Genomic DNA, 12,504 nt, shown 5'->3' on the forward strand with positions numbered 1-12,504 from the left:
CTATAAAAACATCAAACTAAAGGTCCATAAGCTCCCTGATTTCTGCAGGAAGCTCCTCCTGCGACGTAATTTCCGGCTTCCCCGCAGCCTTATGCTCCCGCAGCAGCTCATAGATGCGCCCACGCGACATCGAATCCACAAACGGCAGCTCCTCCGCGAACAGCCTCACCATGTAATCGGACAGCGGCACCTCGACGCGCTGCGCCGCCTCATGAATCTCCTCATGCTTAGTCATGCTTTTCACCCTACTAGTAGCATTGGACACCATGACTGACACGATTCAATCACTTGTCGACGAGCCCACCATCGACTACAACGCCCTCGACGACACCTTCGGCGGCCAGTGCATCCAAGCCGCCTACATCCTCGCCGCCGCCTCCGTCCCCGACTTCACCACGCGCAAAGCGCTGGCCTGGACCCTCCTCGGCGCCGCCAACCTCGCGACCATTGCCGCCTTCAACGCCTTCGACGAGGACCCACGCAACGACCTCACCGCCGTCCTCGAATCCGAACAGGGCGAAGCCGAATCCATCGCCACCACCTGGTTCACCATCGGCGGCATCGCCGTGGCAGCCGTCGGCGCCTTCGCCGCCGGGGTGCAGGCGCAAAAGAAACTGGCAGGCTGGCTGGGCCGGAGGGGCGTCGCAAAGCCCAACGTGGCGATCGGTACCGTCGCAGCCCTCGCGTACCTCGGGGCGAAACAACTGTGAGCGCGATGAAGCAGCAAGCGCTGCCATTCCTCATCATCGGCATCGGCTGCGCCGTCATCGACTTCGGCATCACCTACACCCTCACCGAAGCCGTTGACCTCCAACGAGACTTCGCGAAAATGATCGGCTGGGTCTTCGGCACCGCCACCGCCTACGTGCTCAACTCGCGCTACGCCTTCAAATCCGAAGTCAGCGCGAAGAAGGCAGGCGCCGTCTTCGCGCTCTACGCCTGTACATTCGCCGTCCAAGTCCTGCTCTACAAGTGGACCGAACCGCCACTCATCGCGCTCGGACTCCACAACCCATGGAAAGACGGCATCAGCTTCGTCATCGCCCAAGGCGTTGCCACCGTGACCAACTTCGTCCTCCAAAGCAAAGTCATCTTTAAGGACGCCTAAAGTCCTCCCGCGCCCCCATCCGCAGCAGACGCAGCCACTGCAGGAAGCCCTTCGGATCCTTCTTCTCCACCAGGAAGAACCACCCGAAGCGCACCACTTCCTGCAGCTTCATCTTCTTCATCCCCTGCTGATTAATGATGTAACCGCGATTCCTATACGTGAAATACCTTTTCGACTCATTATCCGGCCACTGCGCATGCGCCCTGCCACCCATAATCGGGTGGAACTCGCCCGACCCATCCGGGTGCAAATACTTCGTGGTCAGCGCCGTGCCATACCGCAGCCCCGACTGCGACAAACGCCGGTGATACTCCACCTCATCACCCCGAATAAACAGGCGATAATCCGGCACACCAATCCGCTCCATCGCCTCCGCCGAAATCAACGCCCCATTAAATAAGGACGCATAATCCGGCAAGAACGAGCCTTCCAGCTCAGCCGTCGTCCGCTTCCACTCCAAGCCCTGACGCAGGGGAAACGCCAACTTCGCCGGATCCCCAATATTCGCCACGACCGGGCTCACCTCATGCAGCCGGTGCTGCTCCGCCACGCGATACAGCTCCTCCAACACGCCGTGGTCCGCCGGGCGGCCATCGTCGTCCGCGCACCAAATCGCGTCCGCCCCCAACGCCAGCGCCGTCAAAAAGCCATACGCGAACCCGCCAGCACCACCCAGATTCGTCTTCGACGGCAAATACACCGCTCGATCCCCAGCCAACTCCTGCAGCAGTTCCTGAACAGCCTGCTCAGCGCCGTTATCCACCACGATCACCCACTGCACCGGGTGCGTCTGGTTCACCACCTGCTCCAGGGAATGCCGCAGCATCTCGACACGCTTATGCGTCACAATCACCGCCGCCGTCGAACCACTACTTTTCAGGTGTGCCGTTCCAGTTCCAGTCATGCCTCATATTGTGCACCATCGGCGGGGCGGGGTGGTGGTGCGTCGGGGAGCGCGTGGTTTTCGTTCCGGTCGAGGTGTACAAGGAGTGCGACGCTGGTCGCCAGAAATCGGCCGGGCTGGATGAAAATGCGCGACCTGCATCGCACGCTTCTAACCTTGGAGGGGAAACGGGAGGGCAGGCCGCCAAACGGTCATTCGAAAACTGGCAAAAACTGCAAAGTGTAGTAGGTGGATTGTAGTAATCCTCGAAAATTATTGCGAAAAGGGGATTGCTACAATCCTGTTACTCCCATTTGGGTTTCAGAGAAGCTCCGGCCAGCGAAAACCGACCGAAACCGGGCCGAACCAGCCCGGCGCCTACTCCGCCTGGAACCGCGTGACTAGGTCGTCGACGTACTGGCCGGCTTCGGGCCCTTCGTAGGCGCCCACGACCTCGGAGACCAGGCCGGCTTTCCTGATTTCGCCTTTGTCCACCCACAGGGCGGTGTTGCACAACTGTGCCAGGAAGTCGTTGGAGTGGGAGGCGAAGACGAGGATGCCGGAGCGCTCGACGAGTTCGGCCAACCGGACGCGGGCTTTGGCCATGAAGGCGGAGTCAACGGCGCCGATGCCTTCGTCGAGGAGCAGGATTTCGGGTTCGATGGAGGTGACCACGCCCAGGGCTAGGCGAACGCGCATGCCGGTGGAGTAGGTGCGCAGGGGCATGGAGAGGTAGTCGCCGAGTTCGGAGAATTCGGCGATTTCGTCCATCTTGGCTTTCATCTGTTTGCGGGTCTGGCCGAGGAAGAGGCCGCGGATGATGATGTTTTCGTAGCCGGAGATCTCCGGGTCCATGCCGACGCCGAGGTCGAAGACGGGGGCGACGCGGCCGCGGACGTCGGCGACGCCGCGGGTTGGTTCGTAGATGCCGGAGAGCAAACGTAGCAACGTGGATTTGCCGGCGCCGTTGTGGCCGACTAGTCCCACGCGGTCGCCTTCGCGCAGGTGGAGGTTGATGTCCTTGAGTGCTTCGACGACCACGGTGTTGGAGGCATTCTTGCCGATCTTGCCACCGGCGGAGGACATGACTGCCTTTTTGAGTGAGCGGGATTTGGCGTCGAAAATTGGGAAGTCGACGCAGGCGTTGTAGGTGTCGATGGAAACCATGTGTGACTCCTTCTCCTTAGACCCAGTACGGCACGCGGAAGCGCATTTGGCGCATGGCGAGCAGGGCGAGCAGCAGGCCGATGATGGTGCAGACGCCGACGACGATCCAGTGGTAGCCGGCGAGTTCTTGGCCGATCATGGGGGCGCGCACGATCTCGAGGTAGTGGTAGAGGGGGTTGATTTCGGCGAGCATGGCTCGCTTAGCGACGTCGCCGCCTTGCTCCTTGAGCGTGTGGGTGGTCCAGACGATCGGGGTGACGTAGAACAGCAGCTGCACGAGCGCTTCCAGAAGCGGGGCGACGTCGCGGAATCGGGTGGCGATGATGCCGAAGAGCATGGTCACCCACACCCCGTTGACCACGAGGAGCGCCATCGCCGGGATGGCGAGCAGGACTTGCCAGCCGAGGTCAATGCGGAAGGCGATGACCAGGATCACCCAGATGACCAGGTTGTGCGCCAGGAAGAGGAGTTGGCGCCACACGAGTCGGTATACGTGGACCGACAGCGCCGACGGCAGCTGTTTGATCAGACCTTCGTTTTCGATGAAGACTTCCGCGCCGTCTTTGATGCAGCCAGAGATGAATCCCCAGACGATGAAGCCGACGGTGACGTGTGGGAGGAATTCGCGCACGCTGATTTGGAACAGCATGGAGTAGAGCAGCCCGAGGGCGAGCGCCATCACGCCGGTGGCGATGGTGATCCAGAGCGGTCCGAGGGTGGAGCGTCGGTAGCGCTGTTTGATGTCCTGCCAGCCTAGTTGGAGCCAGAGTTCGTGCTGGCCCCATCCGCGGATGAGGTCGCGGAATGCCAGCTTCAGTGTTTTCGACTGTGATTTCGGAGCGTCGTCGTGGTGTGGCTCGGAGGTCATCCTTGCGACGTCGTTTCGGAGCTGGTTTGTATTGTGCACGGTTCATACCCTAGCTTGCGTGTGCGTTGAGCGGTGTTTTGGCAGCATGCTGCGGGTGGGGTGCGCTGCGGTGTTCGGGCGTGCATAATGATTGGAAGTGTTGCCTGGAGGAGGTCGTGGTGTCGTTGCAGTCGTATGACGTTGCTAGTGTGCGTGGGCTGTACACCTCCCTTTCTGACGGCTGGACCTACATGAATGCGCACGACTGCCCGCAGATTCCGGAGCGGGTGTCGGCGGCGGTTGCGCGTTCGTTCCGAATGTCGACGGCGGTTGCGCGCCCGGAGCCGCGGGTCGGCTCGCATGCTCGCCCGACTGTCGGTGTGCCCGAGGGGCAAAGTTTTCTTTTCGACGCCCGCTCCGCCATCGCCGACCTGTGCAACGTTTCGCCCGAGCGTGTGGTGTTGGGGCCGTCGCTTCCGGTGCTGTATTCAGCGTTGGTGTTGGCGATGCGCCCGCTGTTTCGGCACCGTTCGTCGGTGGTGGCGTGCAATGCGGATCGTCCGGTGTTGACGGACGCGTTGGCGCGCTGCGCGGAGGATGCGCAGCTGCGTTGGGCGCAGACTGATCTGGCGACTGGCGATGTGCCTGCCTGGCAGTTCGGTGAGTTGGTGGACGGCTCGACGCGCCTGGTGGCGGTCCCTGCTGCGCATGAGGTGCTGGGGTCTGTGGTCCGCGTGGCGGACATTGCGGACACGGTGCGGGATCGTTCCCGCGCGTGGGTGCTCGCGGACGTCTCGGCGTACGCGCCGTATTACCTGATGGACTTCGATAGTTTCGGCGCGGACATTTTGGGCATTGACGTCGCGGAGCTGGGTGGCCCGCAGGTGGCGGCGCTGGTGTTCCGGGATGAGGCGATGTTCGGAAGGCTGGATATGTCGGCGTTGCAGCTCGACGTATCGACGGGCCTCGCCGGCGGGGTGTCCGCCATCGTCGACCACTACGCGCGCCTGGTGGAGGAGCCGGGGCGCCGCAAGACGCGCCGCAACCGGCTGGAGTTCTCGATGGGGCTGACGCAGCGCTACATGCGCGGCCTGCGCGACGACCTGCACACCTTCCTGGGCACGTTGCCGTCGGTGCACATCGTGGGTGTGTCCGGCGAGGCCGCCGAGGGCTCGCGCATGGAGCACACCCCGCGCCTGGTCTTCGGAGTGCACGGCGTGCCGGCAGAGACGGTGCACCAGCGGCTGTTCGCCAACGGCATCGTATCGACGCCCGCCCCGACCACCCCGCTGCTGCAGGACATGGGTGTCGCCGAGATGGGCGGCGCGGTCGCCGTCGGGCTGGGTCCGTTCAATACGGAAGTGGACATCGAGCAGCTGATCCGCACCGTGGCCTCCCTGGCCTAAGCGGTTTCGACCTCCAGGACTACCTTGCCGGTGTGCTCGCCGGAGTTGAGGTAGGAGTGGGCGCAGCGGGCGTCGATAAGCGGGAAGGTCCGGGAGATGTTCGGTGTGATGTGGCCTGCTTCAATGAGTGGCCACACGTGCTCCACCGTGCTTGCCACGATGGCTGCCTTCATTGGGCGCGGGCGGGCGCGCAGCGTGGTCGCGTGGACGGATTGGCGGCGCGTGAGCATGCGGCCCAGGCTCAGCGTGCCCTTCGGCCCGCCTTGTAGCCCAATGACGACGAGCCTGCCGTCCACCGCCAGCGACTTGATGTTGGCCTCCAGGTAGGAGCCGCCGATGACGTCCAGGATGATGTCCGCCCAGCCGGCGAGCTCCTCCTCGAAGCGCTGCTCCTTGTAATTGATGAGCCTGTCCGCGCCGAGCTGCCTGCAGTACTCGAGCTTCTCGGCGCTCCCCGCGGTCACGGCGACTTCGCAGCCCATGGCTTTGCACAGCTGGATGGCGAAGGAGCCGATGCCGCCCGCCCCGCCGTGGATGAGCACCTTGTCCCCGGACTGCAACCCGGCGACCATCCCTAGGTTCGACCACACCGTGGCGGCCGCCTCCACAACGCCGGCGGTCTCCGTGAGAGTGAGGTTGGTCGGCTTCGGCGTGAGCTGGCCCTCCGGCCACACCTCAATGTGTATAAGAGACCAGGTCCAGGGCAATCCCCAGCATCTCGCCACGCTTATGCGTCCCAACCCCCCCCGCCGCCGAACCAACACTTTTCCGGGGTGCCCCTCCCGCTCCAGTCTCGCCCCCTACTGTGCACCATCCGGGGGGCCCTCGCCCGGCTGGCGGCCGGTCGTGCCCGGGTCGGCGATGGTGCCCGCGCACTCCAACCCCATAATTTCCGACTCACCCTTCGGCGGCGGGTACATCCCCTTCGCCTGCATCAAGTCCCCGCGATTCACACCCGCGGCGTGCACTTTCACCAGTACTTCGCCCTCCTTCAGCTCCGGGAGGGGAACGGTTGTCAGTTCGAGTGCCTGCGGATCCGAGGTATCAGTCTGGACGATGGCCTGCATAGTCTTCGTGTTCTGTGTGTTCTGTGTGCTCATACCGGGCCAGCGTACTGAATTTTCGCGTTCAGCAAGGGGGTGCTGTAGAATCACGCAACATTGGAGACGTGGCAGAGCGGCCGAATGCACTGGTCTTGAAAACCAGCGAGGGTCACACCTCCAGGGGTTCAAATCCCCTCGTCTCCGCAAGTGAAGGCCCCTTACCGGTTGGTGAGGGGCCTTCGTTTTGTTCCCCGTTCGTGGTGTGTGTACTATGGGCGAAGGTCTGGAGACGTGCCAGAGCGGCCGAATGGGGCTCCCTGCTAAGGAGTTGCCCTCTTTGCGGAGGGCCGCAGGTTCAAATCCTGTCGTCTCCGCCACGCGCCCGTGGCTCAACGGATAGAGCATCTGACTACGGATCAGAAGGTTGGGGGTTCGAATCCCTCCGGGCGCACCAGATCAAACCCCAGTCCACTGTGTGGGCTGGGGTTTGTTGCTTCCCTATTTGTTGCACAGGCAGGATGGGGCGACACCAAATTCCCTCCCACGAGGCTCGCGACCTGGGGAAATGCTAAGCCGCCTTCCCGAAATGCTGGAATTTGGTGCGCAACACCTTTCCTCGAACACCAAATTCCCTCCCGCGCTGGAGGCGACCTGGGAAAACGCCGAGCGCCTTCGCGCGAATTGGCGAATCTGGTGCGCGCGCATATGCGGGCCGGTAGCGTCGTGCGTACACACACGCACCGAAAGGAATCGCACTATGCAACTGATGACACTTCGCCAACCCGGCGGAACCACGACCGCCGCGCGCCGCACCGGGGAAACGACCGCAGTCAAGATTGGCTTTCAAGATGTCGGCGAGCTCCTCGCCCAAGAAAACTGGCAGGAGCTTGCCGCGGCAGACGGGGAGCAGGTCACCTTCCAGGACAAGGATCTCGCGCCAGTTGTGCCTCGCCCGGGCAAGGTCATTTGTGTCGGCCTGAACTACGCGAACCACATCAAGGAAATGGGTCGTGAGCTGCCGAAAGTCCCGACGCTGTTCATTAAGTTTGCTGACGCCCTCACCGGCCCCTACGACGATGTGAACGTTCCCGAATGGGCCAGGGGCGCCCTGGACTGGGAGGGGGAGTTGGCGGTTGTGATTGGGAAGAGGGCGCGTCGAGTAGTAGAGGCGGACGCGGCTGATTACATCGCGGGCTACGCGGTGGCCAATGATTACACGATGCGCGACTACCAGTACTCCACTCTGCAGTGGCACCAGGGCAAGTCCCTGGAGAAGTCCGCGGGGTTCGGGCCGTGGCTGACCACTCGCGACGAGTGGGCGGGTGCGGGGCAACTCACGACGCGCCTCAACGGCGAGGTGGTGCAGAACGATTCGACGTCTGACCTGGTGTTCACGCCGGAGTTTCTGATTGAGTACATTTCGCACATTTACCCGCTGAACCCCGGCGACACCATCTTGACTGGTACGCCGGGCGGGGTTGGGCATGCGCGCGACCCGAAGCGTTATGTGGGCGACGGGGACGTCGTCACGATTGAGATTGAGGGGTTGGGGCGCATCTCGAACCGCACTGTGTTCGAGTAGCGCCCGGCGCCCTTACTTCGCTGGGGTGGTGGGGACGACTGGCGCGGTGGTGGTCACTGAGCCGGTCGGCTGCTGGCCCTGGTTGCCGGAGCTGCCGACGGTGATGTCGATGTCCTTGACGTTCGGGATGCAGCTGCGCAGGCCGGCGATCGCCAGCAGGGTCACCACGACGCCGACCAGGCCGCCGCCGACCGCAGTCAGCGTGTTTGCGTCGACGTTGAGGGAGCGGGCGGTGTCGCGGAGTGCGCGGTCAATCGAGTTCTTATCGACGCCCGCAGCCTGAATACCGAGCTGGTTCGACAGTGCAACCGGGATTGCGGCCAGCAGCGGAAGGCCGAGGCCGACCAGGGTTGCGATGCAGCGTGGGTCGGAGATGCCGCCCTCTGCGCCGACGCGTGCGTTCAGGTTCGAGGAGCCGCCATTGCCAGCGCCCTGGCCCTGGCCTTTGTCGCCCTGGCCGCCGCCCTTGGAGGAGCCGCCGCCGGAGCTGAGCGGGATGCCCTGCACGTTCGGGTTCGCGTTATCGGAGACCTTGATGTCTGGGTTGCCGTTGTTGTTGCCGTTGTCCGAAACGTTGACGGTCGGGTTCGCGTTCCCCGTGACCACGACGGTCGCCTTAGCGTTGTCGGAGACCTTGATGTCCGGGTTGCCGTTGTTGTTGCCGTTGTCCGAAACGTTGACGGTCGGGTTCGCGTTGTTGGTCACAACAACGTTCGGGTTGCCGTTGTTCGACGCGTTGTCCGAAACGTTGACGGTCGGGTTCGCGTTGTTGGTCACAACAACGGACGCCTTCGCATTATCCGAGATCTTGATGTCCGGGTTGCCATTATTGGACGCGTTGTTGTTCGCGTTATCGGTGATGTTGACCGTCGGGTTCGCGTTGTTGGTCACAACAACGTTTGGGTTGCCGTTGTTGTTGCCGTTGTCGGAAATGTTCACGGTCGGGTTGGCGTTGCCCGTGATGGTGACGTTGCCGTTGTCGTGGACCTTGGCGTTATCCGTGACAACGACGCTGACCTGCGGGTTACCGTTGTTGGAACCGTTGTCGGAGATGTTGACGGTCGGGTTCGCGTTGCCGGTGACGGTGACATGGCCGTTGTTGTTGCCGTTGTTTTCGATGCGGATCGCGCCGTCTTCAACCTTGACGATGCCCTCGAGCGCGCCCTTCAGGCTGCCGAGCAGCCCGCCGCCCGAGCCGCCCTTGCCGTCCTCGCCAGAGCCGCCGGAGCCACCGCCGCCGAGGAGGCCGCCGAGCAAGTTACCGATAGCGCCGCCGATGCCACCGGTGCCGCCGCCGATCAGGCCGCCCAGGATCGGGCCGAGGACGCCACCGATACCCTTCGCGATTTCCCCGCCAGTGGTCTGCGGGTTGGTGGCATTGATGCGGATGGTGCGCTCGACGGTGGAGGTGCCGTCGCTAATTTTGACTGGCAGGTCGAATACGCCCGGGGTGAAGGTGGCAGGTGCGTTGACCTGCACTTCGCCGTTGAGGTTGGTGAAGGACCAGAGCGGGTACTTCGCGCCGCTGCGCTCAATCGTGACGTTCTCCGGCAGGGTGAGGCCCGGAACCGGCTTCACGCGCTGCTTCTCGAAGTCGACTGAGTAGATCTTGCTGAAGTCCGGCAGGTCGCTTTCCCACTCGGCGGGAGGCATGGTGTCGGTGAGCTTGACCTTCAGGGTGCCGGAGTACGGCTCGCCTTTCTTCGGCGTGATGGTGACCGGAATATCCGCGCTACCAGCCTTGATGGCGTTGTTGAAGGTGATCTTGTTCCACGGCTTCCCGATGGTCAGGTTGCCCTCCGCATCGACGGTCACCGGCCAGCGCGTGGTGCTGTCCCAGTAGGTCGACGCGATCTTGTCGCCGGGCTCGAGCTTGGCGTCCGGCACAGGCACTGTTTCTTTGTTCCAGAAGTTCTCGGCCTCGTAGGTCTTGTCGAAGTCAAACTTCGGCGCCTCAGGGGCTGGGGCTTCCTCGCTTGTCGACGGCCCCTCCGACTCTGCTGGTGCCTCCGGTTCGGAAGACTCGGCTGGTGCCTCCGGCTCGGAGGACTCAGACGGCGCCTCGGACTCAGCCGTGGTGGTTTCCGGCGTGGTGGATTCTGCCGGGGTCGTCTCCGGCGTGGTGGTTTCCTCCGCTGGCTTCTCGTCCTTGACGGCGATCTTCAGCGTGGCTTCGTACGGCTCCCCGGCGATCGGGGTGACCTTGATCGGGATCTCGATGGTCTTTCCGACCTTGCTGCTGAACGCCAAGCCATCGCTCGGGCGCCCAACGGTCAGGACGCCGAGGTCGTCGACGGTGACTTTCCAGCGGTACGTGCCGATCGTCGTCCAGCTGTAGTAGGTCTCTACCTTGTCGCCGGGGTTCAGGGCGAGGTCTTTGAGCTGGACCGTTTTGGCGTCCCAGAAGTTGACCTCTTCGGGCGTGTCGAAGTCCGAGGGCTGCGAGGCCACTGTCTGGGCGTGGGCTGCGGGGAGGTCGGACGTCGAGACGCTGACGAATGGGGCGACCAGCGCGATCGAAAGCGCACCGGCGGCGATAGAGATGCGCTTTGTGCGCGTGCTGTATGCCATAAACTTGTCCTTTGCTCAAGAGCGGAAACGCTGCACTGGACCTGCAGCACAGGTATGTCACAGATGGATATCGTTTCTGTTCAGTAAAACTTAACATTCCCACCCCCGCCCAAGGCGAGGAATGTAAAGGGATAGGCAAAACATGCAGGTAGTTCGGTGGTCGAAAGGTGTGCTATTCCACCTCCGGGGGTAAGTACGGCTACGCTTGCAGTGCTTGACTTGGCCAATCGTGGTGAGGTGAAAGGACGTGGAGATGAAGATCAATGACCCCGAGCAGCTCTACGAGCTCGAGCGTCGGCTAGAGGACCACGATCCTGAAATTGAGGAGCTCTCCGAGCTTCAGGAGCAGCTGAAGCACGTCCGCCTCAAGGACATCATCGCGATGATTGAGCGCACCGATGTCACGAACGGCGCGAAGATCCTGCGCCTGCTGTCGCCGGAGCGCTCTGCGGTCGTCTTCGACGTCCTGGACCCGGCGCACCAGGCAGACATGGTCACCGCACTTGGAGACGAAGCCGTCGTCGGCTTCTTCGACGCCCTCGGCGCCGAGGACCGCGTGGCCCTCCTCGACGAGCTTCCTCCCGAGGTCGCCGCCCGCCTCATGCACGAGCTCGACGAGGATGACCAGCGCGTCACCAACGTCGTCCTCGGCTACGAGAAGGGCACCGTCGGCCGCACCATGTCGCCGGAGGTGCCGCTGGTCACGCCAGAGATGACGGTCAAGGAGGTCGTCGATAATCTCCGTGAGAACGTCGACAGTCTGGAGACGATCTACACCGTCCCCGTCACGGATGTGCACCGCACGCTCGTAGGCATCGTTTCTTTACGACGCCTCTTCCAATCCAACGCCAACCAACCCGTTTCCGAGGTCATGCGGGAAGCGCAGTACGCCTACGCCTCCGACGAGGCAGAGGACACCGCGCGCTGGTTCCTGGCGTCGAACCTGCTGGCGTTGCCGGTCGTCGATAATGAGCACCACCTGGTGGGCATATTCACATACGACGAGGCTCACGACATCGTCGAGGAAGCAGACAGTGAGGACACAGCCCGCCTGGGTGCGTCCGAGTCCCTGAAGCGCCCGTACCTCTCAACGCCCGTGCAGGCCCTGGTCAAGAGCCGTATCGTCTGGCTGCTGGTGCTTGCGGTCTCCGCGATCCTGACGGTGCAGGTGCTCGGTATCTTCGAGGACACGCTTGAGAAGGCCGTCGTGTTGTCCTTATTCATCCCGCTGCTGACGGGTACCGGCGGTAACACCGGCAACCAGGCCGCCACCACCGTGACTCGCGCGCTCGCGCTCAATGACGTCCGTAACCGCGACGTGGCTAAGGTGGCGTGGCGCGAAATGCGGGTGGGTATGCTTCTCGGTGCCGTGCTCGGAACGTTGGGGTTTGTGCTGGCAGGGCTGGTGTTCGGGCAGTCGGTGGGCATTGTCATTGGGTTGACGCTGCTGCTCGTATGCACGATGGCCGCAACCGTGGGCGGTGTGATGCCAATCATCGCTAAGACCATTGGCGCTGACCCGGCCGTGTTCTCCAACCCGTTCATCTCTACGTTCTGTGATGCCACCGGTCTGATTATCTACTTCTTTATTGCGAAGGCGGTTCTGGGCATCTAACAGGCGTTTTGCTGCACTCGCAGTTTCGGTGTAGAGTCTCTTTCGTTGCTTACAAGGCAGCAAAACACCGCGCCCGTGGCTCAACGGATAGAGCATCTGACTACGGATCAGAAGGTTGGGGGTTCGAATCCCTCCGGGCGCACCACATACAACCCCAGTCCACCGCGTGTGGGCTGGGGTTTCTGCTTTATTCTTTGAGGCGGTGCCAAAAGACGCACCCCTTGAAGTCTAGTCCTTTGCTGACCTGTGCGTATATTGGTCACGTTTTCTCGGATTGCGTCT

At 62.6% G+C, this 12,504-nt stretch carries 10 protein-coding genes, 4 tRNA genes and 1 pseudogene; 9 read left to right on the forward strand and 6 right to left on the reverse strand.

The window, feature by feature from the left end; translation table 11 throughout:
- Positions 1-16: 16 nt before the first annotated feature.
- Positions 17-235 (reverse strand): hypothetical protein, encoded by a 219-nt coding sequence (locus BQ4436_RS00340; RefSeq protein WP_070363299.1) that lies wholly within the window; start codon positions 233-235, stop codon positions 17-19.
- A 31-nt stretch (positions 236-266) separates the two neighbouring features.
- Here BQ4436_RS00340 and BQ4436_RS00345 point away from each other — a divergent pair, with 31 nt between their 5' ends.
- Positions 267-710, forward strand: coding sequence for a hypothetical protein (locus BQ4436_RS00345; protein WP_070363624.1), 444 nt, complete (start codon positions 267-269; stop codon positions 708-710).
- A 5-nt stretch (positions 711-715) separates the two neighbouring features.
- On the forward strand, positions 716-1,108 hold the full coding sequence (locus BQ4436_RS00350) for a GtrA family protein (protein WP_070975130.1): 393 nt from the start codon (positions 716-718) through the stop codon (positions 1,106-1,108).
- On the opposite strand, the gene BQ4436_RS00355 is transcribed toward BQ4436_RS00350, so the two are convergent.
- The 3 genes from BQ4436_RS00355 to BQ4436_RS00365 all read right to left on the reverse strand — a co-directional run bounded on the left by BQ4436_RS00355 (position 1,095) and on the right by BQ4436_RS00365 (position 4,026).
- On the reverse strand, positions 1,095-2,012 hold the full coding sequence (locus tag BQ4436_RS00355; protein WP_070477240.1) for a galactofuranosyltransferase GlfT1: 918 nt from the start codon (positions 2,010-2,012) through the stop codon (positions 1,095-1,097). The genes BQ4436_RS00350 and BQ4436_RS00355 overlap by 14 nt on opposite strands.
- 357 nt (positions 2,013-2,369) lie before the next feature.
- A complete protein-coding gene (locus tag BQ4436_RS00360) occupies positions 2,370-3,158 on the reverse strand; it encodes a galactan export ABC transporter ATP-binding subunit Wzt/RfbE (RefSeq protein ID WP_070363296.1) in 789 nt (262 codons plus the stop codon).
- 16 nt (positions 3,159-3,174) lie between these two features.
- On the reverse strand, positions 3,175-4,026 hold the full coding sequence (locus BQ4436_RS00365; protein WP_083329357.1) for a galactan export ABC transporter permease subunit Wzm/RfbD: 852 nt from the start codon (positions 4,024-4,026) through the stop codon (positions 3,175-3,177).
- A 119-nt stretch (positions 4,027-4,145) separates the two neighbouring features.
- Here BQ4436_RS00365 and BQ4436_RS00370 point away from each other — a divergent pair, with 119 nt between their 5' ends.
- Positions 4,146-5,411 carry an aminotransferase class V-fold PLP-dependent enzyme gene (locus tag BQ4436_RS00370; protein ID WP_255366069.1) on the forward strand — a complete coding sequence of 422 codons (1,266 nt, stop codon included), beginning with the start codon at positions 4,146-4,148 and terminating at the stop codon, positions 5,409-5,411.
- On the opposite strand, the pseudogene BQ4436_RS12585 reads toward BQ4436_RS00370, so the two are convergent.
- A pseudogene (locus BQ4436_RS12585) lies at positions 5,408-6,478 on the reverse strand (NAD(P)H-quinone oxidoreductase). The gene BQ4436_RS00370 and the pseudogene BQ4436_RS12585 sit on opposite strands and share 4 nt — an antisense overlap.
- A 95-nt stretch (positions 6,479-6,573) precedes the next feature.
- On the opposite strand from BQ4436_RS12585, the gene BQ4436_RS00385 reads away from it, so the two are divergent.
- From BQ4436_RS00385 to BQ4436_RS00400, 4 genes are all read left to right on the forward strand, one after another.
- Positions 6,574-6,658 (forward strand) — tRNA-Ser (locus tag BQ4436_RS00385).
- A gap of 81 nt (positions 6,659-6,739) precedes the next feature.
- Positions 6,740-6,831 (forward strand) — tRNA-Ser (locus tag BQ4436_RS00390).
- A gap of 1 nt (position 6,832) precedes the next feature.
- Positions 6,833-6,908 (forward strand) — tRNA-Arg (locus BQ4436_RS00395).
- Between the two features lie 303 nt (positions 6,909-7,211).
- Positions 7,212-8,036, forward strand: a complete 825-nt coding sequence (locus tag BQ4436_RS00400; protein WP_070975133.1) for a fumarylacetoacetate hydrolase family protein — start codon at positions 7,212-7,214, stop codon at positions 8,034-8,036.
- 12 nt (positions 8,037-8,048) lie between these two features.
- Here BQ4436_RS00400 and BQ4436_RS00405 read toward each other — a convergent pair whose 3' ends face one another.
- The gene (locus tag BQ4436_RS00405) at positions 8,049-10,607 is read right to left on the reverse strand and encodes a hypothetical protein (RefSeq protein ID WP_070975134.1); all 2,559 of its coding nucleotides are present in this window, start codon (positions 10,605-10,607) and stop codon (positions 8,049-8,051) included.
- A gap of 253 nt (positions 10,608-10,860) precedes the next feature.
- Here BQ4436_RS00405 and mgtE point away from each other — a divergent pair, with 253 nt between their 5' ends.
- Positions 10,861-12,222 carry a magnesium transporter gene (gene mgtE, locus BQ4436_RS00410; protein ID WP_070975135.1) on the forward strand — a complete coding sequence of 454 codons (1,362 nt, stop codon included), beginning with the start codon at positions 10,861-10,863 and terminating at the stop codon, positions 12,220-12,222.
- Between the two features lie 69 nt (positions 12,223-12,291).
- Positions 12,292-12,367 (forward strand) — tRNA-Arg (locus BQ4436_RS00415).
- Positions 12,368-12,504 lie beyond the last annotated feature (137 nt).

The sequence above is a fragment of the Corynebacterium sp. MC3 genome, from assembly GCF_900099485.1.
Taxonomy (GTDB): domain Bacteria; phylum Actinomycetota; class Actinomycetes; order Mycobacteriales; family Mycobacteriaceae; genus Corynebacterium; species Corynebacterium pseudogenitalium.